This is a genomic window from Pseudomonas sp. EU05-FHT14B02 (assembly GCF_058791055.1).
Window position 1 is genome coordinate 123,445 of record NZ_JBYTDD010000002.1, and the last position, 23,334, is coordinate 146,778.

Here is a 23,334-nt window from a genome sequence, read left to right on the forward strand (position 1 = left end):
TCCCTTAACGGCTTACAACTTGATCCAGGTCGCCTTCAGCTCGGTGTATTTGTCGAACGCGTGCAGGGACTTGTCGCGACCGTTGCCGGACTGCTTGAAGCCACCGAACGGAGCGGTCATGTCGCCGCCATCGTACTGGTTGACCCACACGCTACCGGCACGCAGTGCGCGGGCGGTGAGGTGAGCCTTGGAGATGTCGGTCGTCCAGACCGCAGCGGCCAGGCCGTACGGTGTGTCGTTGGCAATCGCGATGGCTTCTTCGGCGCTGTCGAATGCGATGACAGACAGTACCGGGCCGAAGATTTCTTCCTGGGCGATTTTCATCGCGTTGCTTACGCCATCGAAAATCGTCGGTTCAACGTAAGTGCCGCCAGTTTCCTGGAGCGTACGCTTGCCACCGGCCACCAGCTTGGCGCCGTCAGCATGACCGGCCTCGATGTAGGAGAGTACGGTATTCATCTGCTGGGTATCGACCAGCGCGCCAACATTGGTCGCCGGATCCAGTGGGTTGCCCGGCTTCCAGGTTTTCAGTGCTTCGATCACCAGCGGCAGGAATTTGTCCTTGATCGAACGCTCCACCAGCAGGCGCGAACCGGCGGTGCAGACTTCGCCCTGGTTGAAGGCGATGGCGCCAGCTGCGGCTTCGGCAGCGTCTTGCAGGTTCGGCGCATCGGCGAACACGATGTTCGGGCTCTTGCCGCCGGCTTCGAGCCAGACGCGCTTCATGTTCGACTCGCCGGAATAGATCAACAGCTGCTTGGCGATCTTGGTCGAACCGGTGAACACCAGGGTGTCGACGTCGTTGTGCAGGGCCAAGGCCTTGCCGACGGTGTGACCGTATCCCGGCAGCACGTTCAGCACGCCTTTCGGGATGCCGGCTTCGACAGCCAGTTCAGCGATGCGGATGGCGGTCAGCGGGGATTTTTCGGACGGCTTGAGGATCACCGAGTTACCGGTGGACAACGCAGGACCGAGTTTCCAGCACGCCATCATCAGCGGGAAGTTCCACGGCACGATGGCGCCAACAACACCCACCGGCTCACGGGTCACCAGACCCAACTGGTCGTGCGGAGTGGCTGCCACTTCGTCGTAGATCTTGTCGATGGCTTCGCCGCTCCAGCTCAAGGCTTGCGCCGCGCCGGGAACGTCGATGTACAGGGAATCGCTGATCGGCTTGCCCATGTCCAGGGTTTCAAGCAGGGCCAGCTCTTCGGCGTGCTGTTTGAGCAGGCCGGCAAAACGGATCATGGTGGACTTGCGTTTGGTCGGCGCCAGACGCGACCAGACACCGGAATTGAACGTGGCGCGAGCGTTTTCCACGGCGCGCTGGGCATCGGCAGCGTCACAGCTGGCAATCTTGCCCAGCAGACGGCCATCGACCGGGCTGATGCACTCGAATGTCTCGCCGGAAACGGCGTCAGTGTATTCGCCATTGATATAGGCGCGGCCTTCGATTTTCAGGTCGCGGGCACGTTGTTCCCAGTCGGCACGGGTCAGGGTGGTCATGCGAGTGTCCTCCTCTTATTGATACGACACCCGCGTTCTTCGCGGGCGCTGTCAGGAATTCTGCCCGGCCAGCCTGCTTTTCGGCCCAAGGCATCCACCACCCTAAACCAGCCGCCCATGAAGTTTCAATATATTTGACATAACGCCGGCAAACGGCCTTGCGATGTTCATTTTAATAAACATAGACTTTGGCAACACCAACGCAATGACGGGGGAATACAACAATGAGCATCCAGAATATCGTCGACTTCAGCCAGGCCACCACCGCCGCCGAACGCTATCGCCCGGAACCGACCAAAGTACTGAAGGGGGATCCTGAGCAAGTGGTGTACAACCACTACAACAGCCCTTGCGGCCAATTGAACGCCGGCGTGTGGGAAGGGGCTGTCGGCCAGTGGACGGTAAACTTCACCGAGCACGAATACTGCGAAATCGTGCAGGGGGTTTCCGTGATACGTGACCTCGACGGCAACGCCAAGACGCTGCGCGTGGGTGATCGCTTCGTGATCCCGGCAGGCTTTCGCGGCACCTGGGAAGTGCTGGAGCCATGCCGCAAGATCTATGTGGCGTTTGAACAGAAGGTTTGAAGCGTTATCAGGGCTCTGACAGGCATTGCATAACCCACAGGCAACAAAAAAGGCCCGTATCTCGCGATACGGGCCTTTTTCGTAAGAGGGAAAAATCAATTACTTGATTTTGCCTTCTTTGTAGATCACGTGCTTGCGAACAACCGGATCATATTTCTTGATCTCGATTTTGTCCGGAGTAGTACGCTTGTTCTTGTCGGTAGTGTAGAAGTGACCAGTACCGGCGCTCGAAATCAAACGAATCAATTCACGCATGATTAGCTCCCTTAAACCTTGCCATCGCGGCGAAGTTCGGCCAGCACGACAGTGATGCCACGCTTGTCGATGATACGCATGCCTTTGGCAGATACGCGCAGACGCACAAAACGTTTCTCTTCTTCAACCCAGAAGCGGTGATGCTGCAGGTTCGGCAGGAAACGACGACGGGTTTTGTTGTTTGCGTGGGAAATGTTATTCCCAGTCACCGGACCCTTACCGGTAACTTGACAGACTCTAGACATGCCTCAGCCCTCTAAAACCACATGCCCAACCCGGCATGGGTTGGCCGCTTAATCTCTCAGTCATTTGGCGCCAGGCGCCGCGTTTCTTTAGAGGTCTTACCGGCTACACCTACAGTGAAGGAACCGGGCCCCTAGAAAAGAGCGCTGCTTTATACCAGAAAGACTAGAGAGCAACAACATTCAGTGTGCGTTGAAATCACAAAAACCCTGTTTTTCTGGCTCCGAGAGCCTTGGACAAAGGCTATCGTCGATGGCGACCGCTCGTCGCAGAGAATCGCTCAGCGAGCCATCCAGGGGGTTTGCTCAACCGCTGCACAGCAAAATCAGTCGCCTATAGTCCCCTTAAAATGAAAAAGGGGATAGTCATTTGCAAAAGAGCCCACTAGGGTAAGCCTTTTCCAGACTGCACTTGCAGATGGGCCTTCGACCTGTATAGGAAGCCGACCATGCGCCTTGCTGCCCTACCGCTGTTGCTCGCCCCGCTTCTGCTGAGCCCACAAGCATTTGCCGCCGCCCTGAGCGTCTGCACCGAGGCCAGCCCTGAAGGGTTCGACGTGGTGCAGTACAACTCGCTGACCACCACAAACGCCTCGGCCGATGTGTTGATGAATCGCCTGGTGGACTTTGACACGGCCAGTGGCAAAGTGGTCGCCAGCCTCGCCGACAGCTGGGATGTCAGCCCTGACGGACTGACCTACGTCTTCAAGTTGCACCCGCTGGTGAAATTCCATCGCACCGAGTACTTCACTCCAACGCGCGACCTGAACGCCGAAGACGTGATTTTCAGCTTCGACCGCATGCTCGACCCGGCCAATGCGTGGCACAAAGTCGCCCAGAGCGGCTTCCCGCATGCGCAATCGATGCAGTTGCCTGCATTGATCAAGAAGATCGACGCCCTCGATCCGCAGACCGTGCGCTTCACCCTCGACCATCCGGATTCAACCTTCCTGGCGACCCTGAGCATGGGTTTCGCCTCGATCTATTCGGCCGAATACGCCGACAAACTGATGAAGGCCGGTACACCCGAGAAGCTCAATAGCCAACCGATCGGCACAGGGCCGTTCGTTTTCACTCGCTTCCAGAAGGACGCCTCGGTTCGCTACAAAGCCAACCCCGACTACTTCGGCGGCAAACCCTCTGTAGATCCGCTGATCTTTGCCATCACCCCGGACGCCAACGTGCGCCTGCAGAAACTGCGCCGCAACGAATGCCAGATCGCCCTGTCGCCCAAGCCTCTGGACGTAAAGGAAGCGCTGAAAGAGCCGACGCTGAAAGTCGAAAAGACTGACGCGTTCATGACTGCATTCGTCGGCATCAACAGTCAGCATCCGCCACTGGACAAACCTGAAGTCCGCCAAGCCATCAACCTTGCCTTCGACAAGGCCAACTATGTCAAAGCCGTGTTCGAAGACACTGCCGAGGCAGCCAACGGTCCGTATCCGCCCAACACCTGGAGTTACGCGAAAGGCCTGCCGGGCTACCCTCACGACATCGCAAAGGCCAAGGCCTTGATGGCCAAGGCCGGACTCAAGGACGGCTTCCAGACCACCATCTGGACCCGCCCTTCCGGCAGCCTGCTTAACCCCAATCCAAGCCTTGGTGCCCAACTGCTGCAGTCTGACCTCGCGGAAATCGGCATTCAGGCCGAAATCCGCGTGATCGAATGGGGCGAACTGATCCGCCGCGCCAAGGCCGGTGAGCACGACTTACTGTTCATGGGCTGGGCCGGTGACAACGGCGACCCGGACAACTTCCTCACGCCGCAGTTTTCCTGCGCGGCGGTTAAGTCCGGCACCAACTTCGCACGCTACTGCAATCAGGAGCTGGACAAGCTGATCGGTGCCGGCAAGACCACCGGCGAGCAAGGTGTGCGTAGCAAACTCTACGAACAGGCCCAGACGCAGATCCAGCAGCAGGCGTTGTGGCTACCACTGGCTCATCCGACGGCCTTCGCGCTGACGCGCAAGGATGTCGAGGGGTATTCGGTCAGCCCGTTCGGCCGGCAGGATTACTCCAAGGTCAACCTCAAATAATCTGATACAACACAAAACCTGTAGGAGCGAGCTTGCTCGCGATAGCGGACTTTCAGGCAACATCAATGCTGAATGTGCCGACGCCATCGCGAGCAAGCTCGCTCCTACAGTGAATCATTCACATCCAGCCATACTCCGCCATCGACAACGGGTCGCCATCACCGATGATGAAATGATCGAGCACCCGCACGTCAATCAACTCCAGCGCCTTTTGCAGGCGCTTGGTCAGCACCCGGTCGGACTGACTTGGGTCGGTGTTGCCCGAAGGATGGTTGTGACAGAGGATCAATGCCGCTGCGTTGTTGGCCAGGGCGCGCTTGACCACCTCTCGCGGATGAACGCTGGTGTTGTCGATGGTGCCGCGGAACAGCGTCTCGAACGCCAGTACCTGATGCCTGGAATCGAGAAACAGGCAACCAAACACCTCGTGTGGCTCGTGGCGCAGCATCGATTTCAGGTACTCGCGAACCGCGTGCGGACTCTCCAGCGCCGTTTTTTGGCGCGCACGCTCGGCCAGATGACGCCTGCTCATTTCTTGCGCAGCCTGCAACTGCGCAAATTTCGCAGGTCCAAGTCCCAACTGCTTACTGAACGCTTCCTGATCGGCTTCAAGCAACAAACGCAGGCTGCCAAACTGATGCAACAGGTGTCGCGCCAGATCTACCGCACTTTTACCCACCACGCCCGTGCGTAAAAAGATCGCCAGCAATTCGGCATCCGAAAGGCTTCCCGCGCCCCGCTCAAGCAACCTCTCCCGCGGCCGTTCCGCCGCCGGCCAATCGCGAATACTCATAGCACCTCCCTGTCTGTGGGCACCGCTGTTCCGTAGCGGTCGCTGTGATATCGTAGCCCATCTTTTTTGCGGGCGAATTCACCCTGGGGAGGGGGTTTCGCCACGTATGTCACCAACGAATTGAAAGGCAGGCCTATGCAGCGGCTGTATCGGAAACGCATTGTTCTGGGCGTCGGCGGCGGTATCGCTGCCTACAAGAGCGCCGACCTGGTTCGCCGCCTGATCGATCAGGGCGCCGAAGTGCGCGTGGTCATGACCCGTGGCGGCGCAGAGTTCATCACCCCGTTGACCATGCAGGCCCTGTCCGGGCACCCGGTCCACCTGGACCTGCTGGACCCGGCGGCCGAGGCGGCCATGGGCCACATCGAACTGGCCAAATGGGCCGATCTGGTACTGATCGCCCCCGCCACGGCAGACCTGATCGCCCGCCTGGCCCAAGGCATCGCCGATGATCTGCTGACCACGCTGGTGCTGGCCACCGACGCAGTGGTCGCCGTCGCACCGGCAATGAACCAGGCGATGTGGCGCGATCCAGCGACCCAGGCCAACCTGCAAACCCTCGAAAGCCGCGACATCAAGGTTTTCGGCCCGGCCTCCGGCAGCCAGGCCTGCGGCGACGTCGGCCTGGGACGCATGCTCGAAGCCCTTGAACTGGCCCAGTGCGCCGCCGACTGCTTCCAGCGTCAGGCACTGACCGGCAAACACGTGCTGATTACGGCCGGCCCGACCCAGGAAAACATCGACCCGGTGCGCTACATCACCAACCATAGCTCCGGAAAAATGGGCTTTGCCCTGGCCGAAGCCGCTGTGGAGGCCGGTGCCCGGGTAACCCTGATCACCGGCCCCGTGCACCTGCCGACTCCGGATCGCGTCAACCGCATCGACGTGGTCAGCGCCCGCGACATGCTGGCCGCGTGTGAAGCGGCGATCCCTTGCGACCTGTTCATCGCCTCGGCAGCGGTCGCGGATTACCGTCCCGAAGTCGTCGCCCCGCAGAAACTCAAGAAAGATCCTACGAACGGCGACGGCTTGTTGCTACAGATGGTGCGTAACCCGGACATCCTGGCCACCATCGCCACCCGCCCCGACCGCCCGTTCAGTGTCGGTTTCGCCGCCGAGACCGAACACCTGCTCGATTACGCTGCACGCAAGTTGAAAGACAAGAACCTCGATTTGATCGTCGCCAACGACGTCGCTAACCCGAGCATTGGCTTCAACAGCGAAGAAAACGCCTGCAGCGTCATCGACCGCGAGCTTCACGCCACACTTTTCGCCCAGACCAGCAAGAGCAAGATTGCTCGCCAGCTGATCACTTTTATCGCCGAACGTCTGAACCAGGTTTAATTTACATGCACGCTTTGCAAGCCAAGATCCTCGACCCCCGCATCGGTACCGAATTCCCGTTGCCGCAATACGCCACACCGGGCTCCGCCGGCCTCGACCTGCGCGCCATGCTGGAACAGGACACCGTGATCAAGCCGGGTGAAACCGTGCTGATCCCTACCGGCCTGTCGGTCTATATCGGCGACCCGAACCTGGCGGCGCTGATTCTGCCGCGCTCGGGGATGGGCCATAAGCACGGCATTGTGCTAGGCAACCTGGTGGGGCTGATCGACTCCGACTACCAAGGCCCATTGATGGTTTCCTGCTGGAACCGTGGCCAGACCGAGTTCACCATGCCGGTTGGCGAGCGCCTGGCGCAACTGGTGCTGGTACCGGTGGTGCAGGCTCACTTCGAGATGGTTGAAGAGTTTGTTGAAACCGAGCGCGGCACCGGCGGCTTCGGCCATACCGGTACCCGCTGATCCGGTCTTGCTCTTCTTGTGGCGGGGGATCTGACTCCCCCGCCACAAAATTCAAATTGTCATCTGCAAGGTTTAGCTCCGAAAATCAAGGCATTGACCGGTCAAACCCTTGTCGTCAGGGGCATCATGGCCCTTTCACACCACGAACTCTCTGTGGAAAACGCCGTCATACCCTTCAGTTTGAACCTGCCGCCGAATGAATCGGCGGCCTGTCCAGCCACTTTCGAGATGGAGCATTTCCACAGATGAACACCCCGGCCAAAGTCGCACCCAAGTTCCCTGACAGCATCTTCCGCGCCTACGACATACGCGGCACCGTCCCGGAATTCCTGAACGTCGAAACCGCTTACTGGATCGGCCGCGCCGTCGGCTCCCAAAGCCTGGCCCAGGGCGAGCCAAACGTGTCCGTCGGCCGCGATGGCCGTTTGTCCGGCCCGGAACTGGTCGCGCAACTGATCAAAGGCATCGCCGACAGCGGCTGCCACGTCAGTGATGTCGGCCTGGTCCCGACTCCGGCGCTCTACTACGCCGCCAACGTACTGGCCGGCAAATCCGGCGTGATGCTCACCGGCAGCCACAACCCGTCGAACTACAACGGTTTCAAGATCGTCATTGCCGGCGACACCCTGGCCAACGAACAGATCCAGGCCCTGCACGACCGCCTCAAGACCAATAACCTGAGCAGCGGCCAGGGCAGCATCACGCAGGTCGAGATTCTCGACCGCTATACCACCGAAATCGTTCAGGACATCAAGCTGGCCCGTCGCCTGAAAGTGGTCGTCGATTGCGGTAACGGCGCGGCCGGTGTGATCGCTCCGCAACTGATTGAAGCGCTGAACTGCGAAGTCATCCCGCTGTTCTGCGAAGTGGACGGCAACTTCCCGAACCACCACCCGGACCCGGGCAAGCCTGAAAACCTCGTGGACCTGATCGCCAAGGTCAAGGAAACCAATGCTGACATCGGCCTGGCCTTCGACGGCGATGGCGACCGCGTCGGCGTGGTGACCAACACCGGCAGCATCGTCTACCCGGATCGGTTGCTGATGCTGTTCGCCCGCGATGTTGTGGCGCGCAACCCGGGCGCCGAAATCATCTTCGACGTCAAATGCACCCGCCGCTTGATTCCGCTGATCAAGGAATACGGTGGCCGGTCGTTAATGTGGAAGACCGGTCACTCGTTGATCAAAAAGAAAATGAAACAATCCGGCGCCCTGTTGGCTGGCGAAATGAGCGGGCACATCTTCTTCAAGGAGCGCTGGTTCGGTTTCGACGACGGCATTTACAGCGCCGCGCGGTTGCTGGAGATCCTCAGCAAGGAAAAATCCTCGGCCGAAGAGTTGTTCGCGACCTTCCCGAACGATATTTCTACGCCAGAAATCAATATCCATGTGACCGAAGAGAGCAAATTCAGCATCATTGATGCACTGCACGATGCGCAGTGGGGGGAAGGTGCCGACCTGACCACCATTGACGGCGTGCGAGTCGACTATGCCAAAGGCTGGGGCCTGGTACGCGCATCCAACACCACACCGGTGCTGGTGCTGCGTTTCGAGGCCGATGACGAGGCTGAATTGCAGCGCATCAAGGACGTTTTCCACGCCCAGTTGAAGCGTGTTGCACCTGATCTCCAACTACCGTTCTGATTCACCCGGAGCCCTGAATGACCCTCGAACGCGAAGCCGCCGCCAACACCGCCAAGGTCCTGTCCGAAGCGCTGCCTTACATTCGCCGCTATGTCGGCAAGACACTGGTGATCAAATACGGCGGCAACGCGATGGAAAGCGAGGAGCTGAAAACCGGCTTCGCCCGCGACATCGTGCTGATGAAGGCTGTGGGCATCAACCCGGTGGTAGTTCACGGTGGCGGCCCGCAAATCGGTGACCTGCTCAAGCGCCTGTCGATCGAGAGCCATTTCGTCGACGGCATGCGCGTCACCGACGCCGCGACCATGGACGTAGTTGAAATGGTCCTCGGCGGCCAGGTCAACAAGGACATCGTCAACCTGATCAACCGTCATGGCGGCAGCGCCATCGGCCTGACCGGTAAAGACGCCGAGCTGATTCGTGCGAAGAAGCTCACCGTTACCCGTCAGACGCCGGAAATGACCACCCCGGAAATCATCGACATCGGCCACGTGGGCGAAGTAGTCGGCATCAATACCGACCTGCTGAACCTGTTGGTCAAGGGCGATTTCATCCCGGTGATCGCGCCCATCGGCGTCGGCGCCAATGGCGAGTCGTACAACATCAACGCTGACCTGGTGGCCGGTAAAGTCGCCGAGGCATTGAAAGCCGAGAAGTTGATGCTGCTGACCAACATCGCCGGCCTGATGGACAAGTCGGGCACGGTCCTGACCGGCCTGACAACCCAGCAAGTCGATGACCTGATCGCCGACGGCACCATCTATGGCGGCATGCTGCCGAAGATCCGTTGCGCACTGGAAGCGGTCCAGGGCGGTGTGGGCAGCTCGCTGATCATCGACGGTCGCGTGCCGAACGCGATCCTGCTGGAGATCTTCACCGATACCGGCGTGGGCACCCTGATCAGCAATCGCAAGCGTCACTGATTCAAGAACGTCATAAAGATCGCAACCTTCAGCGGCACCTACGGAAGTATGAATTTTCCGTAGGTGCTGACGAAGCCTGCGATCTTTTTTATGCGTGCAGGAAATGCCTCACTTCAGATAACGAAACGTCCGACATCATTAAGGAATCAATCTGCATAGGATCTTCCCTGCATCCACAGGAGATCTACCCATGCAAAAAGACCATGTTCCATACGGCAGTGACATTTCAGCAGGCACCTACGCCTGCGTAGACTGCGGATTTGAGTATTCAGGCCCGTCGCAAACATCAATGCCACCCTGCCCTGATTTCAAAAAGACCCCTCACACGCGCAAAGCCTGGAAAGTATTGACCGGCCAGGGCGACGCCCCGAATGACCCGTATCCGGAAAAAACCGACAAATCCGTCGAGAACAAAAAGGCCGAGACAACCAGCCCTGCGAGCAAAAAATAGCCACGGAGGCACTGAGCCATGCAGATCTCGTTCACGATCGACGCCCAGGCTTTCGAGCAGGAGCAGAAGGAACCGGTCAAGAAAACCCTGAAGATTTCCGATACGGAAATTGCTCATGCCTTACAGCGTATAGCCAAGGCGAGCCTGACTGAATACTTGAAAATGCTGGTTGAGGGCGGCATGCCGAGCCGGGCCGATGAAGCAAAACAGGACCGTTTGCTGTATCTGATTCAAAGCTACTTCGGGCAGACCCTGCCAACCGAATCGCAGATATCGACGATTTTCCAGCTGACTCAGAGCCAAAGCAAAACCTTGCTGAAAAACACGGTTTCACGCTTCCGCAATCAATTGGACGAGATCCTGCAGCACAGCATGCGAGCCGTGATCGAGTCTGCGGAGCACGCGCAGACCGTGTATCTGGTGGTGATCAGCTCGGACGTCATCCGCGATGAACTGAACATGCTGATCACCCAGAACGAGCCGACTTTCAAACCCATCATCAAACGCAAAGGCAGTGCCGGGCAGTTCGAAATCAGCGAGGATTCCCACGCGCTGCTGTGCCGGACACTGGGCCTGAATGCCGTTCAGTGACATCATCGCGGTCAGTGGTTTGCTGCTGACCCTGACCACCTTCATGTTCAACCTGGCATGGCCAAAATTGCATGAAGCGTTGGAACTGGATGAAAAACAACCAGGCCCACTGGCCAGAAAACGTAGCCGAGAGAAGGTTTCAGGCGTTCTGCTCGGTTGCGCCCTGCCCCTGACTGGCGCCTTCACAGCACTTTTTTACGTCAACCTGCCGGCCGCCGCTCGAATCATGCGTGGCAGCAGACTGGATCTGTGGAATTTCGATGTGGACCGCACGCTTTACGTTCTAGTCGTCGTGGCACTGCTGGTGTTCGCGCTATTCAATCTGGGATTGGCACTAAAACTGATAGGAAAATGGCGAAGACTGCACTGACAGCACAAACAAAAAGACCATTGTAGGAGCGAGCCCGCTCGCGAAAAACGTCAACGATAACGCAGGGGTGCCTGACAACCCGCGTTGTTGGGACGTCCATCGCGAGCAGGCTCGCTCCTACAGGGTCGGCGTATCAAACGCCGAACTGGGCGCGGTAGGCTTCCACAGCTGGCAGATGCTGCTTGAGCTGCGGATCGTCCGCCAGGAATTCCAGCACCTGGTTCAGCGAAACGATGCTGATCACCGGGATGCCAAAGTCACGCTCGACTTCCTGGATCGCCGACAACTCGCCGTTGCCACGCTCCTGACGGTTTAGGGCGATCAGCACGCCAGCGGCCTTGGCGCCGTCCTGGGAAGCGATGATCTGCATCACTTCTCGGATCGCGGTGCCAGCGGTGATCACGTCGTCGATGATCAGAACGTCGCCAGTCAGCGGTGCGCCAACCAGGCTGCCGCCCTCACCGTGGGCCTTGGCCTCCTTGCGGTTAAAGCACCATGGCAGGTCACGGTTGTGATGCTCTGCCAGGGCTACGGCGGTGGTCGCCGCCAAAGGGATGCCCTTGTAGGCCGGACCAAACAGCACGTCGAACGCAATGCCGCTCTCGGCAATGGCAGCGGCGTAGAAGCGTCCCAGCTGCGCCAGGGCCGAACCTGAGTTGAACAGGCCAGCGTTGAAGAAGTAAGGACTGGTGCGCCCGGACTTCAGGGTGAACTCACCGAAGCGCAAAACGCCGCGATCGATGGCAAAACGGATGAAATCGCGCTGATACGCTTGCATGAAAAACCCCAAATACCACGGATTTAGCTAATTAGCTTGACGCCGTGTATCATACACGCACGCGATTTTTGGGGCCATTTATGCGGATCATCAGTGTGAACGTCAATGGTATTCAGGCTGCAGTCGAGCGTGGTTTGCTCAGTTGGCTGCAGGCACAGAATGCCGACGTCATCTGCCTGCAGGACACCCGCGCCTCCGCCTTTGAACTGGACGATCCAGCCTTCCAACTGGATGGATACTTCCTTTATGCCTGCGATGCCGAAGTCCCCGCCCAAGGTGGCGTGGCTTTGTATTCGCGGCTGCAACCGAAGGCTGTCATCAGCGGTCTCGGTTTCGAGACGGCCGACCGCTACGGGCGCTACCTGCAAGCCGATTTCGACAAGGTCAGCATCGCGACCTTGCTGCTCCCTTCGGGGCAGAACGGCGATGAAGACTTGAACCAGAAGTTCAAGCTAATGGACGACTTCGCCCGTTATCTGGATAAACAGCGACGCAAGCGTCGCGAGTACATTTATTGTGGCTCGCTGTACGTGGCGCAACAGAAGCTGGATATCAAGAACTGGCGCGACAGCCAGCAATCTCCGGGCTTCCTGGCACCTGAGCGTGCCTGGATGGACGAGATTGTCGGCAACATGGGTTATGTCGACGCCCTGCGGGAAGTCAGCCGGGAAGGCGACCAGTACAGCTGGTGGCCGGACAACGAACAGGCGGAGATGCTCAACCTTGGTTGGCGCTTCGACTATCAGTTGCTGACCCCTGGCCTGCGCCGCTTCGTACGCAGCGCACGCCTGCCACGCCAGCCGCGGTTCTCGCAACACGCGCCGCTGATCGTGGACTACGACTGGACGCTGACGATCTAAGTGATTTTTCACTGAGCAGTCTGACGGATGGTCGAAAAAATGCCCGTATCGCTAGATACGGGCATTTTTTATGCGCTATATACAAAGGCCTCCATCGACCTGAAATTCAAGCCGCGACGAAAAACGGCAGAGCGAGGTACAACTTGATCACAATGACATTAATGATGTCGATGAAAAAAGCGCCCACCATGGGCACTACCAGGAATGCTATCTGCGAAGGCCCGTAGCGTTGCGTCACCGCTTGCATGTTAGCGATGGCAGTTGGCGTGGCCCCCAGTCCAAAGCCGCAGTGTCCTGCCGCCAGTACAGCCGCATCGTAGTTACTACCCATGACCCTGAACGTCACGAACGTCGCAAACAGCGCCATGACCAGCGTTTGCGCCGCCAGGATGATGAAGATCGGTAAAGCCAATGCGGCCAGATCCCAGAGTTTGAGTGACATCAGAGCAATTGCCAGAAACAGCGACAAGCTGACATTCCCAAGCACGGAGACTTCACGCTCAAACACTTGATACAAGCCAAGCGCTGAAAGCCCGTTTCGCAAAAGTACACCCACGAACAAGACACAAACGAACGTCGGCAACTCGAATGCGCTTCCGTGGAGCATCTCGTTCAGAAGAGTACCTGCCAGCAGGCTGACGGCGATCAGCGCGAGCGTCTCGATAAACGAAAAGGGTGTGATCGAGCGCTCTTTGTTAGGCTGTTCAAAGCCTTTTGGCACCCGTGGCTTTTCTTGATCAACGCAGCCGGGTACTTGTACTCGCTTGATGAGGTGACGAGCAACTGGCCCACCGATCAATCCGCCCAGCACCAATCCAAACGTCGCAGAGGCCATCGCAAGCTCGGAGACAGATGCCAGACCATACTTCTCACTGAACGTAGCCCCCCATGCAGCACCCGTACCGTGACCGCCGGCCAACGTAACCGAGCCTGTCAGCAGACCCATCAAGGGATCGAGCCCCAAGAGACTCGCAAGACCGATACCCATGGCATTCTGAACCAGTAAAAGCCCGGTGACCGCCAGTATGAAAATACCCACTACCCGCCCGCCCTTCTTCAGGCTGGCGAAATCTGCACTCAAGCCAATGGTGGCGAAAAACGCCAACATCAAGGGTGTCTGCAACGAAGTGTCGAACCGGACCTCAATATCAAAGCCACGCAAAGCCAGGAGAACCAAGGCAACCACCAGGCCACCCGCTACAGGTTCGGGGATATTGTAGGTGCGTAAAAAACCGACACGCGTGACAAGTCCGCGCCCCAGCAAAAGTACTAAAGAGGCCGCTACTAATGTTCCGTAAAAATCGAGCTGAAGCATTCTGGATATTCTTGCTTATATATTCAGGGGCGAACTTTCTACCTGGACACGCCTCTTGAACAGGTTGATGGATCTCAACACTGATTGGTATTAGATTCAGGAGCCGTCAATGGTCTGAATATATCGAAATATTTCTTGATAAATATTACTTGGGGCAACCTTAACAACCGCCAAGTCCAATTGCCAAGCATACAAGCGGCACTGAGCTTTGCAGTTTGTGTCTAAACGTGTAAAAAATATTATGCGCACGAATTAACTTAGTTTGAATAGCGAGCGACCAAGCACGCAATAATAGAGATTAATCTGATTGCAAAAAAATGCCCCGGTATGTCGGAGCATTTGTTTTGAATTGCGCTGAAGTGTGCATCAAACAACAGCAGCGTCTTGGCTTACTTGATGAACCGCCATGTGAACGGATACCGATAAGGCTGCCCTTCATTGGCCTTCACCCCGGCAATGATCGTTAGCACCAGCGCACCGATCGCGATCAGGCCAAACAGGAAGAACCCGATAATCACCAGCATCAGCAAGAAGCAGATAGCCGAAGCGATCGCCACGGTTATCTGAAAGTTCAGCGCTTCCTTGCCCTGGGCATCGATGAACGGGTCCATCTCGCGCTTGATTTGCCAGAGAATCAGCGGGCCGATGATCGTACCGAACGGAATCCAGATCCCCAGCAAGGCGGACAAGTGGCAAAACATGGCCCACTGACGCACCTCTTGGCTCGGCGTGGGCAGCGGCAGTTGCTCATCACTCATGGTGTCCTCCTTGTCTGGAGCAGCCCGGTCAGTCGGCCAGGGCGGCCTTTTGCAGTTCGAAGATCTCGTTCATGCCTTTCTTGGCCAGTTCGAGCATGGCGTTCAGCTCTTCAGGCTGGAACGGCGCGCCTTCGGCAGTGCCCTGGACTTCGATGAAGCCGCCAGCGCTGGTCATTACCACGTTCAGGTCAGTCTCGGCGGCCGAATCTTCCAGGTAATCGAGGTCGAGTACCGGTTCACCTTTGTACATGCCCACGGAAACCGCAGCGATCATCTGCTTGACCGGGTCGCCGCCTTTCAGGCCGCCACGCTTCTTGATCACTTTCAAGGCATCGATCAGCGCAACCATGGAACCGGTAATCGAAGCCGTGCGGGTGCCGCCATCGGCCTGGATCACATCGCAGTCGACGTACAGGGTGACGTCACCCAGCTTGGACATGTCCAGCGCAGCGCGCAGGGAGCGACCGATCAGACGCTGGATTTCCAGGGTGCGGCCGCCTTGCTTGCCACGGCTGGCTTCACGCTGGTTACGCTCGCCGGTAGCACGCGGCAGCATGCCGTACTCGGCAGTCAACCAACCCTGGCCCTGGCCTTTCAGGAAACGCGGTACGCCCGGTTCAACGCTGACGGTGCAGATGACCTTGGTATCACCGAACTCGACCAGCACAGAACCCTCGGCGTGTTTGGTGTAGTTGCGGGTGATGCGGATCGAGCGGAGCTGATCGGCAGCGCGACCACTTGGACGTATCATAGGGAATACCTGTACTGGGGACGGAAAACTGCGGAGCATTATAGAGCCGACGGCCGCCACTGGGCACTTCTAAAAAAATCCGCCGACGACCGATGGCTCTGCACCGTGCATAGGCGAAGGCCTGCCGCTCTTTGTCACACCCTGTGTTTGGGCGCATCCGCGCCACTGCGCTACAATCCTGCGCCTTTGCTGCCAGTCGGCTTTAATTCACTGATATCGGATTCCCGGAACCTCGGTTCTGTGCCGATCTGCATTGCGAGGTACCGCCATGGTGCACAGCATGACCGCCTTCGCCCGCGTCGAAAAAGCCGGCGTCCAGGGCACCCTGAGCTGGGAACTGCGATCGGTCAACAGCCGCTACCTGGAACCCCACCTGCGCCTGCCGGAGTCCTTTCGCGACCTCGAGGGCGCTGTTCGTGAAGCCCTGCGCCAGGGTGTATCGCGGGGCAAGCTGGAATGCACCCTGCGCTTCACCGAAGAAAACACCGGCAAAGCACTGCAAGTCGATCAGGAGCGCGCCGCGCAACTGGTCACCGCTGCCGAGACTGTCGCGAGCCTGATCAAAAACCCGGCGGCGCTTAACCCGCTGGAAGTCCTGGCCTGGCCCGGCGTACTGGTCGGTGACGCCGCCGACCCGCAAGCCTTGAACGCCGAAGCGCTGGCACTGTTCAATCAGGGCCTCAAAGAACTGAAGGCCGGCCGCGAGCGCGAAGGCGCGGAGCTGGCGCGGCTGATCAGCGAGCGCCTGAGTTCCATCGAAGAAGACGTGGTGACCTTGCGCGAACTGGTCCCGCAAATGCTCGCCACCCAGCGCCAGAAAGTCCTCGACCGCTTCGCCGACATGAAGGCTGAAATGGATCCGCAGCGCCTGGAGCAGGAAATGGTCATGCTCGCTCAAAAAAGCGACGTCGCCGAAGAACTGGATCGCCTGAGTACTCACATCATCGAAGTTCGCCGGGTGCTCAAATCCGGCGGTGCCGCCGGTCGGCGCCTGGACTTCCTGATGCAGGAACTCAACCGCGAAGCCAACACACTGGGCTCCAAAGCCTTCGACCCGCGCAGCACCCAGGCTGCGGTCAACCTCAAGGTGTTGATCGAGCAGATGCGCGAACAAGTGCAGAACATTGAGTAAGGCTACCCCGACATGACCCACAGCACTGGCACCCTGTACATCATTTCCGCCCCTTCGGGCGCGGGCAAGAGCAGTCTGGTCAAGGCCCTGACCGACACCAATCCGGAGATCCGCGTATCGATTTCCCACACCACCCGTGCCATGCGTCCGGGTGAAGTGGACGGCGTGAACTATCACTTCGTGACCCGCGAAGAGTTCGTGAAGATGGGCGAACACGGCGACTTCCTCGAACGCGCCGAAGTCTTCGGCAACTTTTACGGCACCTCGCAAAGCCGCCTGCAGCATACACTGGACGAAGGTCACGACCTGATCCTTGAAATCGACTGGCAAGGCGCCGAGCAAGTGCGCAAGCTGATGCCGCAGGCACGCTCGATTTTTATTCTGCCGCCGTCGCTCCAGGCCCTGCACCAACGCCTGACCAACCGCGGCCAGGACAGCGACGAGATCATCGACGGCCGTATGCGTGAAGCCGTCAGCGAGATGAGCCATTACGTCGAATACGACTACCTGATCATCAACGACGATTTCGCCCACGCGCTGGACGATCTGAAGGCGATTTTCCGCGCCAACCAGCTGCAGCAGAAACGCCAACAGGTGCGTTTCGGCAAACTGCTGGCTGAATTGCTCGGTTAATCAGCTCTTCCCAAAACCGCTGCAAGGGCTTTACATTGGCACTTGCAGCGCGTTGAAGAGCTTGGTCAAAAAATCAGCGCTTCCCTAATCGCTGGTGATTTTTTAAACTGTTGAGTCCGCTCGCCCATCCGGGCAGCGCGCATATTGCATTTGCTACGAGGAAGACCATGGCCCGCGTAACCGTTGAAGACTGCCTAGAACACGTGGATAACCGCTTTGAGCTGGTCATGCTCTCTACCAAGCGTGCCCGTCAACTGGCCACCGGCGGCAAAGAGCCGAAAGTAGCATGGGAAAACGACAAGCCTACCGTCGTTGCCCTGCGCGAAATCGCTGAAGGCCTGATCGACTACGCAGCTATCGCCGAAGCCGAAATCGTTGAAGATGAACCGCTTTTTGCTGCATTCGAGGACGAGTCCAACGAGGCCGTCTAAGCCTATGCCTGGTCGACGTAGCACGGCGCGGGATAAAAGCTTACGGCAGGAGACATCATGCCGAGCATAGACGCCCTCGCCGATCGCTTATCGACCTACCTCGGCAAGGACCAGGTCAACCTGGTCCGCCGAGCGTATTTCTACGCCGAACAAGCCCACGACGGCCAACGCCGCCGTAGCGGCGAGGCGTACGTCACGCACCCACTCGCGGTTGCGAATATTCTTGCCGACATGCACATGGACCATCAGAGCCTGATGGCCGCGATGCTGCATGACGTGATTGAAGACACCGGTATTGCCAAGGAAGCGCTGCAAGCGCAGTTCGGTGAAACCGTGGCCGAACTGGTCGACGGGGTCAGCAAACTGACCCAGATGAACTTCGAGACCAAGGCCGAGGCACAAGCCGAAAACTTCCAGAAAATGGCCATGGCCATGGCCCGCGACATTCGCGTGATCCTGGTCAAGCTGGCCGACCGCCTGCACAACATGCGCACGCTGGAAGTGCTGTCCGGCGAAAAACGTCGGCGCATCGCCAAGGAAACCCTGGAAATCTATGCGCCCATCGCCAACCGGCTGGGCATGCACGCAATCCGTATAGAGTTCGAAGACCTCGGCTTCAAGGCCATGCACCCGATGCGTTCCGCGCGGATCTACCAGGCCGTCAAACGCGCCCGGGGTAACCGCAAGGAAATCGTCAACAAGATCGAAGAATCCCTGAGCCACTGCCTGGCCATCGATGGCATTCAGGGCGAGGTCAGCGGTCGCCAGAAACACCTCTACGGCATCTACAAGAAAATGCGCGGCAAGCGTCGGGCCTTCAACGAGATCATGGACGTCTACGCGTTCCGGATCATCGTCGACAAGGTCGATACCTGCTACCGCGTGCTGGGTGCTGTACATAACTTATATAAACCATTGCCGGGACGCTTCAAGGATTACATCGCGATCCCCAAGGCCAACGGCTATCAGTCACTGCACACCACGCTGTTCGGCATGCACGGTGTTCCGATCGAGATCCAGATCCGAACCCGTGAAATGGAAGAGATGGCCAACAACGGCATCGCCGCCCATTGGCTGTACAAATCCAGCGGCGACGAGCAGCCAAAAGGCACCCATGCCCGCGCCCGCCAGTGGGTCAAGGGCGTGCTGGAAATGCAGCAACGCGCCGGCAACTCGCTGGAATTCATCGAAAGCGTGAAGATCGACCTGTTCCCGGACGAGGTCTACGTGTTCACGCCCAAAGGCCGGATCATGGAGCTGCCCAAGGGCTCCACGGCGGTCGACTTCGCTTACGCGGTGCACACCGACGTCGGCAACAGCTGCATCGCCTGCCGGATCAACCGTCGACTCGCGCCGCTGTCCGAACCGCTGCAAAGCGGCTCCACGGTCGAGATCGTCAGCGCTCCCGGCGCACGGCCGAACCCGGCCTGGCTCAACTTCGTGGTCACCGGCAAGGCACGCACACACATACGCCACGCACTGAAGCTGCAACGCCGCTCCGAATCCATCAGCCTCGGCGAGCGCCTGCTAAACAAGGTCCTCAACGGCTTCGACAGCTCGCTGGAGAAAATCCCGGCCGAGCGCGTCAAGGCCATGCTGGTCGAGTACCGCCTGGAACTGATCGAAGACCTGCTGGAAGATATCGGCCTGGGCAATCGCATGGCCTATGTAGTGGCCCGCCGGTTGCTGGGCGAAGGCGAACAGTTGCCAAGCCCTGAAGGCCCGCTGGCGATTCGCGGCACCGAAGGCCTGGTGCTCAGCTACGCCAAGTGTTGCACCCCGATCCCGGGCGACCCGATTGTCGGCCACCTGTCCGCCGGCAAGGGCATGGTCGTGCACCTGGACAACTGCCGCAATATCAGCGAAATCCGCCACAACCCGGAAAAATGCATCCAGCTCTCGTGGGCCAAGGATGTCACCGGCGAATTCAACGTCGAGCTGCGCGTCGAGCTGGAGCACCAGCGCGGCCTGATCGCCCTGCTGGCCAGCAGCGTCAACGCCGCCGACGGCAACATCGAGAAAATCAGCATGGACGAACGCGATGGTCGTATCAGCGTGGTCCAGTTGGTGGTCAGCGTGCACGACCGCGTGCACCTGGCCCGCGTGATCAAGAAACTGCGCGCCTTGACCGGGGTGATTCGCATCACCCGCATGCGCGCCTAAGCCCCTAATTACAAGGAGTCCTACATGACCAAGACTGTTATCACCAGCGACAAGGCCCCGGCCGCCATCGGTACTTACTCCCAGGCGATCAAGGCTGGGAACACCGTTTACATGTCGGGTCAGATTCCCCTGGACCCAAAAACCATGGAACTGGTTGAAGGCTTCGAAGCCCAGACCGTCCAGGTATTCGAGAACCTCAAGGCCGTGGCTGAAGCTGCCGGCGGTTCGTTCAAGGACATCGTCAAGCTGAACATCTTCCTCACCGACCTGAGCCACTTCGCCAAGGTCAACGAGATCATGGGCAAGTACTTCGACCAGCCTTACCCTGCACGCGCCGCCATCGGCGTAGCCGCCCTGCCTAAGGGTTCGCAGGTCGAAATGGATGCCATCCTGGTCATCGAGTAATGCGTGCGGCGCAGCCTCGGGCTGCGCCGACTGCTCTGCTGTAAAGAAAGCTTGAAAGGATTCCACCATGCGCAACGCGCTTGTTCTCTCGCTGCTTGCCCTGTTCTTGGGCGGATGTGCCAGCAATCCTGCCGACCGCGACATCAGCGGCACCTGGATCAACCAGGTGGCGATCGATGCTGCCGCCAAAGGCGTCCCCCTGCGTGAAGCGCTCCAGGCCTATGGCCCGAACCTGGAATGGGACATCAACACCAAGGCCGGCCAGGCTCGCTACACCAACGGTTTTGAAAATGTCGATGGCAAGCTTCTGGGTGAAGAGTCCGGTGCCTGGAAAGTCGACTTTTATGGCAGCTCGGCCAGTGAACTGAAGCGTGACGGCAAACAACTGAGCCAGTCCGCCAGCGACAATGAGCCTGAGCAAGTCTTCGACCGCGTACAGATCCAGGTACCGGATGGCGCACCGATGGGTGCCACCTTCGAACGTGCCCTGTATTCGGCCTATATGGGCGGCGGCTGGACAATCGTCAACGGCCCGGGCGAAGGCAACAAGGTTCAATTCCAGGCCGACGGCCAAGTGACCGGCCTGCCGGGCAGCGACCGCTATGCGTTGTGCCTGGCCGGCGATTGCGCATCCATGAGCGGTGGCAATGACAACATGTGGCTGCAACTCAATGGCCAAGGCAACGCCTGGATCTTTGCGCGCAAGGGCAAAGAGCTGGAGATTTTCCAGGCCGTGAACACGGCGCAGGCGGACGAGATGCCTCAGTACACGCCGGGTGATCGCAAGTGGTTGCTGGAGAAGCAATAAGCGTCCCTTGAAAGCACCACGAAACACCTGTGGGAGCGAGCTTGCTCGCTCCCACAGGTGTTTACGGTGCCTGGAAGTCAGCAGCGCCCTTCAATGATCGCAGCATACCCCTCGCGGAAGCTTGGATACTTCGGCGCCCAGCCCAAGGCTTTGGCCCGCGCATTAGTGCAACGCTTGCTGCCGGTACGACGTACGCTGGCGTCGTCGTCCCACTCGGTCACGCCCAGATACCCGCGCAACCAGTTCACCACATCGGCCAGCGCCGCCGGTTCGTCATCGACGCCGATATAGACATCATCCAGCGCCACCCCACGCCGATCCGCCTCAAGCAGGCACGCGATCAACCCTGCGGCATCGTCGGCATGAATCCGATTGGCATACAACGGTGGCTCGACCGCCACGCGATAACCCCGGCGCACCTGGGTCAGCAGCCATTCACGGCCGGGACCGTAAATGCCGGTCAGGCGCACGATACTGGCCGGAATGCCGCTCTTGAGGGCAAGTTGCTCGGCTTCGAGCATCACACGTCCGGAGTAGCCCGCCGCCACGGCCGGTGAAGCCTCGTCGACCCATTCGCCATTCTGCTGACCGTAGACACTGCTGCTGGAAACGAACAACAGGCGATTGGGCATCTGCCCGTAGTCGTCCAGCCACTCCAGCACATGCTCCAGACCCTGAACATACGCAGCGCGGTAACCGGCTTCGTCGTGATCGGTGGCCGCCGCGCAATACACCAGGTAATCCACGGCGCCGATTGGCCAAGTGTCCGGGCAGTCTTTGTTGAACAGGTCACCGGCCACGCCGATGACGCCCTTGGGCAGGCGTGAAACGTCGCGTCGCAGGCCATGGACCTCCCATCCCGCCGCCAGCAATTGTGTGGCCAAGCGGCTGCCGACATCACCGCAGCCGGCGATCAAAACAGTAGGCGCAGACATCAGAAAACTCCCATCGGAAAGCCACAGACTAGCGCCAGCAACAGATAGGCGGCTAGTAATGCAGGAAAAAAAGAGACGCTATTACTTCTGTTAACAAGAATTACTTGCAATAATGCCTCCCCACTTTTGTTCTCGGCCTTCGAGGCCTGGAAGAACATCACCCGTTTTTTCTCTCAGGTCCGGCCAGCATGACACGCAATCAATTCTCCGCTTCGCCAACCAAACGACCTCGCGCCTGGAGCGCGGTGGCCGCCCTGCTCTTCAGCCTGATGCTCGCGCCAGTCGCCGCTTTCGCCGATGCCCAGACGCCAGCCACACCAGCCGCCACCGCGCCTGCTCCAGCCGATCACGCCGCCCCGGCCGTTGCTCCGATCACGACCGTTCCTGCCCAGGCCGCACCGACAGAAGCGTTGGGCGAAGACGTCCCTGAAGTCCTCGAGGCCGACAACACCTTGGGCATGGCCCACGACCTGTCGCCGTGGGGCATGTACAAGAACGCCGACATCATCGTGAAAATCGTGATGATCGGCCTGGCTATCGCCTCGATCATCACCTGGACCATCTGGATCGCCAAGGGTCTTGAACTGATGGGCGCCAAGCGTCGTCTGCGCGGTGAAATCGCCCAACTGAAAAAATCCGCCTCCCTCAAGGAAGCCAGCGCCATCGCGGCGAAGGAAGGCACCCTGGCCAACCTGCTGGTACATGACGCCCTTGAAGAGATGCGCCTGTCGGTCAACAGCCGTGAGAAAGAAGGCATCAAGGAACGCGTCAGCTTCCGTCTTGAGCGCCTGGTCGCGGCCTGCGGTCGCAACATGAGCAGCGGCACCGGCGTGCTGGCCACCATCGGTTCTACCGCGCCGTTCGTCGGCCTGTTCGGTACCGTGTGGGGCATCATGAACAGCTTCATCGGCATCGCCAAGACCCAGACCACCAACCTCGCCGTAGTCGCCCCCGGTATCGCCGAAGCCCTGCTGGCTACCGCACTGGGCCTAGTTGCAGCTATCCCTGCGGTCGTGATCTACAACGTCTTTGCCCGCTCCATCGCCGGTTACAAGGCTCAGGTGTCCGACGCGTCGGCACAGGTCCTGCTGTTGGTCAGCCGCGACCTCGACCACCAGCCTGAGCGCAGCTCGCAACCGCACATGGTGAAAGTGGGGTAATCG

At 58.9% G+C, this 23,334-nt stretch carries 25 protein-coding genes and 1 pseudogene; 17 read left to right on the forward strand and 9 right to left on the reverse strand.

Annotation, left to right across the window (positions count from 1 at the left end; translation table 11 throughout):
* Positions 1–12 precede the first annotated feature (12 nt).
* Complete coding sequence (locus AC3WTM_RS02505) at positions 13–1,506, reverse strand: aldehyde dehydrogenase (RefSeq protein ID WP_102669394.1); 1,494 nt, start codon at positions 1,504–1,506, stop codon at positions 13–15.
* Positions 1,507–1,730: 224 nt separating this feature from the next.
* On the opposite strand from AC3WTM_RS02505, the gene AC3WTM_RS02510 reads away from it, so the two are divergent.
* Positions 1,731–2,093 (forward strand): cupin domain-containing protein, encoded by a 363-nt coding sequence (locus tag AC3WTM_RS02510; RefSeq protein ID WP_102669395.1) that lies wholly within the window; start codon positions 1,731–1,733, stop codon positions 2,091–2,093.
* Positions 2,094–2,192: 99 nt separating this feature from the next.
* On the opposite strand, the gene rpmG is transcribed toward AC3WTM_RS02510, so the two are convergent.
* Both rpmG and rpmB read right to left on the reverse strand, forming a co-directional pair.
* A complete protein-coding gene (gene rpmG / locus AC3WTM_RS02515) occupies positions 2,193–2,348 on the reverse strand; it encodes a 50S ribosomal protein L33 (protein ID WP_003177274.1) in 156 nt (51 codons plus the stop codon).
* 11 nt (positions 2,349–2,359) lie between these two features.
* Positions 2,360–2,593: a 50S ribosomal protein L28 gene (rpmB, locus tag AC3WTM_RS02520; protein ID WP_007975166.1), complete on the reverse strand. Its 234-nt coding sequence runs from the start codon at positions 2,591–2,593 to the stop codon at positions 2,360–2,362.
* Between the two features lie 446 nt (positions 2,594–3,039).
* Between rpmB and AC3WTM_RS02525 the strand changes: the two genes are divergently transcribed.
* The gene (locus AC3WTM_RS02525; protein WP_102669396.1) at positions 3,040–4,626 is read left to right on the forward strand and encodes an ABC transporter substrate-binding protein; all 1,587 of its coding nucleotides are present in this window, start codon (positions 3,040–3,042) and stop codon (positions 4,624–4,626) included.
* Positions 4,627–4,744: 118 nt separating this feature from the next.
* Here the strand turns inward: AC3WTM_RS02525 and radC are convergent, their stop codons facing one another.
* Positions 4,745–5,419, reverse strand: coding sequence for a RadC family protein (gene radC / locus AC3WTM_RS02530; protein WP_102669397.1), 675 nt, complete (start codon positions 5,417–5,419; stop codon positions 4,745–4,747).
* Positions 5,420–5,554: 135 nt separating this feature from the next.
* Here radC and coaBC point away from each other — a divergent pair, with 135 nt between their 5' ends.
* From coaBC to AC3WTM_RS02565, 7 genes and pseudogenes are all read left to right on the forward strand, one after another.
* Positions 5,555–6,763, forward strand: coding sequence for a bifunctional phosphopantothenoylcysteine decarboxylase/phosphopantothenate--cysteine ligase CoaBC (gene coaBC / locus AC3WTM_RS02535; protein ID WP_090452162.1), 1,209 nt, complete (start codon positions 5,555–5,557; stop codon positions 6,761–6,763).
* Positions 6,764–6,768: 5 nt separating this feature from the next.
* Entirely contained in the window at positions 6,769–7,224 is a 456-nt protein-coding gene (gene dut / locus AC3WTM_RS02540) for a dUTP diphosphatase (RefSeq protein ID WP_007975171.1), read from the forward strand.
* 266 nt (positions 7,225–7,490) lie between these two features.
* A pseudogene (locus tag AC3WTM_RS02545) lies at positions 7,491–8,867 on the forward strand (phosphomannomutase/phosphoglucomutase); the annotation flags it as partial.
* Between the two features lie 17 nt (positions 8,868–8,884).
* Positions 8,885–9,790: an acetylglutamate kinase gene (argB, locus tag AC3WTM_RS02550; protein ID WP_053163877.1), complete on the forward strand. Its 906-nt coding sequence runs from the start codon at positions 8,885–8,887 to the stop codon at positions 9,788–9,790.
* A gap of 190 nt (positions 9,791–9,980) precedes the next feature.
* Entirely contained in the window at positions 9,981–10,241 is a 261-nt protein-coding gene (locus AC3WTM_RS02555; RefSeq protein WP_057712744.1) for a hypothetical protein, read from the forward strand.
* An 18-nt stretch (positions 10,242–10,259) separates the two neighbouring features.
* Positions 10,260–10,832 (forward strand): hypothetical protein, encoded by a 573-nt coding sequence (locus AC3WTM_RS02560; protein ID WP_057712743.1) that lies wholly within the window; start codon positions 10,260–10,262, stop codon positions 10,830–10,832.
* Entirely contained in the window at positions 10,819–11,202 is a 384-nt protein-coding gene (locus tag AC3WTM_RS02565; RefSeq protein ID WP_102669399.1) for a hypothetical protein, read from the forward strand. The genes AC3WTM_RS02560 and AC3WTM_RS02565 overlap by 14 nt, the downstream gene beginning before the upstream one ends.
* Before the next feature lie 133 nt (positions 11,203–11,335).
* Here AC3WTM_RS02565 and pyrE read toward each other — a convergent pair whose 3' ends face one another.
* Positions 11,336–11,980: an orotate phosphoribosyltransferase gene (gene pyrE, locus AC3WTM_RS02570; RefSeq protein ID WP_008047079.1), complete on the reverse strand. Its 645-nt coding sequence runs from the start codon at positions 11,978–11,980 to the stop codon at positions 11,336–11,338.
* An 80-nt stretch (positions 11,981–12,060) separates the two neighbouring features.
* On the opposite strand from pyrE, the gene crc reads away from it, so the two are divergent.
* Complete coding sequence (gene crc, locus AC3WTM_RS02575) at positions 12,061–12,840, forward strand: catabolite repression control protein Crc (RefSeq protein ID WP_003176915.1); 780 nt, start codon at positions 12,061–12,063, stop codon at positions 12,838–12,840.
* 106 nt (positions 12,841–12,946) lie between these two features.
* Here crc and gltS read toward each other — a convergent pair whose 3' ends face one another.
* From gltS to rph, 3 genes are all read right to left on the reverse strand, one after another.
* Positions 12,947–14,155, reverse strand: coding sequence for a sodium/glutamate symporter (gene gltS / locus AC3WTM_RS02580; protein WP_102669400.1), 1,209 nt, complete (start codon positions 14,153–14,155; stop codon positions 12,947–12,949).
* 389 nt (positions 14,156–14,544) lie between these two features.
* Positions 14,545–14,913: a DUF4870 domain-containing protein gene (locus tag AC3WTM_RS02585; RefSeq protein ID WP_102669401.1), complete on the reverse strand. Its 369-nt coding sequence runs from the start codon at positions 14,911–14,913 to the stop codon at positions 14,545–14,547.
* Positions 14,914–14,941: 28 nt separating this feature from the next.
* Positions 14,942–15,664, reverse strand: coding sequence for a ribonuclease PH (gene rph, locus AC3WTM_RS02590; protein ID WP_007989575.1), 723 nt, complete (start codon positions 15,662–15,664; stop codon positions 14,942–14,944).
* 268 nt (positions 15,665–15,932) lie between these two features.
* On the opposite strand from rph, the gene AC3WTM_RS02595 reads away from it, so the two are divergent.
* The 6 genes from AC3WTM_RS02595 (at position 15,933) to AC3WTM_RS02620 (ending at position 21,236) form a co-directional block, all read left to right on the forward strand.
* A complete protein-coding gene (locus AC3WTM_RS02595) occupies positions 15,933–16,796 on the forward strand; it encodes a YicC/YloC family endoribonuclease (RefSeq protein WP_102669402.1) in 864 nt (287 codons plus the stop codon).
* A 12-nt stretch (positions 16,797–16,808) separates the two neighbouring features.
* A complete protein-coding gene (gene gmk / locus AC3WTM_RS02600; protein WP_102669403.1) occupies positions 16,809–17,429 on the forward strand; it encodes a guanylate kinase in 621 nt (206 codons plus the stop codon).
* A 167-nt stretch (positions 17,430–17,596) separates the two neighbouring features.
* Entirely contained in the window at positions 17,597–17,860 is a 264-nt protein-coding gene (gene rpoZ, locus AC3WTM_RS02605; protein ID WP_007921129.1) for a DNA-directed RNA polymerase subunit omega, read from the forward strand.
* 57 nt (positions 17,861–17,917) lie between these two features.
* Entirely contained in the window at positions 17,918–20,023 is a 2,106-nt protein-coding gene (gene spoT / locus AC3WTM_RS02610) for a bifunctional GTP diphosphokinase/guanosine-3',5'-bis pyrophosphate 3'-pyrophosphohydrolase (RefSeq protein WP_008047084.1), read from the forward strand.
* A gap of 24 nt (positions 20,024–20,047) precedes the next feature.
* Entirely contained in the window at positions 20,048–20,428 is a 381-nt protein-coding gene (locus tag AC3WTM_RS02615; protein WP_003229509.1) for a RidA family protein, read from the forward strand.
* Between the two features lie 67 nt (positions 20,429–20,495).
* Complete coding sequence (locus AC3WTM_RS02620; protein ID WP_102669404.1) at positions 20,496–21,236, forward strand: hypothetical protein; 741 nt, start codon at positions 20,496–20,498, stop codon at positions 21,234–21,236.
* A 77-nt stretch (positions 21,237–21,313) separates the two neighbouring features.
* Here the strand turns inward: AC3WTM_RS02620 and AC3WTM_RS02625 are convergent, their stop codons facing one another.
* Positions 21,314–22,171 (reverse strand): SDR family oxidoreductase, encoded by an 858-nt coding sequence (locus tag AC3WTM_RS02625; RefSeq protein ID WP_102669405.1) that lies wholly within the window; start codon positions 22,169–22,171, stop codon positions 21,314–21,316.
* Positions 22,172–22,359: 188 nt separating this feature from the next.
* On the opposite strand from AC3WTM_RS02625, the gene exbB reads away from it, so the two are divergent.
* Entirely contained in the window at positions 22,360–23,331 is a 972-nt protein-coding gene (gene exbB, locus AC3WTM_RS02630; RefSeq protein WP_102669406.1) for a tonB-system energizer ExbB, read from the forward strand.
* Positions 23,332–23,334: the final 3 nt, after the last annotated feature.

Bases quoted from the DNA above. Each gene is read 5' to 3' on its own strand.
- AC3WTM_RS02625 (WP_102669405.1), bottom strand. From the start codon at position 22,171: ATGTCTGCGCCTACTGTTTTGATCGCCGGCTGCGGTGATGTCGGCAGC.
- radC (WP_102669397.1), bottom strand. From the start codon at position 5,419: ATGAGTATTCGCGATTGGCCGGCGGCGGAACGGCCGCGGGAGAGGTTG.
- AC3WTM_RS02560 (WP_057712743.1), top strand. From the start codon at position 10,260: ATGCAGATCTCGTTCACGATCGACGCCCAGGCTTTCGAGCAGGAGCAG.
- AC3WTM_RS02615 (WP_003229509.1), top strand. From the start codon at position 20,048: ATGACCAAGACTGTTATCACCAGCGACAAGGCCCCGGCCGCCATCGGT.
- crc (WP_003176915.1), top strand. From the start codon at position 12,061: ATGCGGATCATCAGTGTGAACGTCAATGGTATTCAGGCTGCAGTCGAG.
- rpmG (WP_003177274.1), bottom strand. From the start codon at position 2,348: ATGCGTGAATTGATTCGTTTGATTTCGAGCGCCGGTACTGGTCACTTC.
- AC3WTM_RS02565 (WP_102669399.1), top strand. From the start codon at position 10,819: ATGCCGTTCAGTGACATCATCGCGGTCAGTGGTTTGCTGCTGACCCTG.
- AC3WTM_RS02505 (WP_102669394.1), bottom strand. From the start codon at position 1,506: ATGACCACCCTGACCCGTGCCGACTGGGAACAACGTGCCCGCGACCTG.
- argB (WP_053163877.1), top strand. From the start codon at position 8,885: ATGACCCTCGAACGCGAAGCCGCCGCCAACACCGCCAAGGTCCTGTCC.
- rph (WP_007989575.1), bottom strand. From the start codon at position 15,664: ATGATACGTCCAAGTGGTCGCGCTGCCGATCAGCTCCGCTCGATCCGC.
- AC3WTM_RS02585 (WP_102669401.1), bottom strand. From the start codon at position 14,913: ATGAGTGATGAGCAACTGCCGCTGCCCACGCCGAGCCAAGAGGTGCGT.
- AC3WTM_RS02510 (WP_102669395.1), top strand. From the start codon at position 1,731: ATGAGCATCCAGAATATCGTCGACTTCAGCCAGGCCACCACCGCCGCC.
- AC3WTM_RS02595 (WP_102669402.1), top strand. From the start codon at position 15,933: ATGGTGCACAGCATGACCGCCTTCGCCCGCGTCGAAAAAGCCGGCGTC.
- rpoZ (WP_007921129.1), top strand. From the start codon at position 17,597: ATGGCCCGCGTAACCGTTGAAGACTGCCTAGAACACGTGGATAACCGC.
- spoT (WP_008047084.1), top strand. From the start codon at position 17,918: ATGCCGAGCATAGACGCCCTCGCCGATCGCTTATCGACCTACCTCGGC.
- gltS (WP_102669400.1), bottom strand. From the start codon at position 14,155: ATGCTTCAGCTCGATTTTTACGGAACATTAGTAGCGGCCTCTTTAGTA.
- pyrE (WP_008047079.1), bottom strand. From the start codon at position 11,980: ATGCAAGCGTATCAGCGCGATTTCATCCGTTTTGCCATCGATCGCGGC.
- AC3WTM_RS02555 (WP_057712744.1), top strand. From the start codon at position 9,981: ATGCAAAAAGACCATGTTCCATACGGCAGTGACATTTCAGCAGGCACC.
- exbB (WP_102669406.1), top strand. From the start codon at position 22,360: ATGACACGCAATCAATTCTCCGCTTCGCCAACCAAACGACCTCGCGCC.
- AC3WTM_RS02620 (WP_102669404.1), top strand. From the start codon at position 20,496: ATGCGCAACGCGCTTGTTCTCTCGCTGCTTGCCCTGTTCTTGGGCGGA.
- coaBC (WP_090452162.1), top strand. From the start codon at position 5,555: ATGCAGCGGCTGTATCGGAAACGCATTGTTCTGGGCGTCGGCGGCGGT.
- gmk (WP_102669403.1), top strand. From the start codon at position 16,809: ATGACCCACAGCACTGGCACCCTGTACATCATTTCCGCCCCTTCGGGC.
- rpmB (WP_007975166.1), bottom strand. From the start codon at position 2,593: ATGTCTAGAGTCTGTCAAGTTACCGGTAAGGGTCCGGTGACTGGGAAT.
- AC3WTM_RS02525 (WP_102669396.1), top strand. From the start codon at position 3,040: ATGCGCCTTGCTGCCCTACCGCTGTTGCTCGCCCCGCTTCTGCTGAGC.
- dut (WP_007975171.1), top strand. From the start codon at position 6,769: ATGCACGCTTTGCAAGCCAAGATCCTCGACCCCCGCATCGGTACCGAA.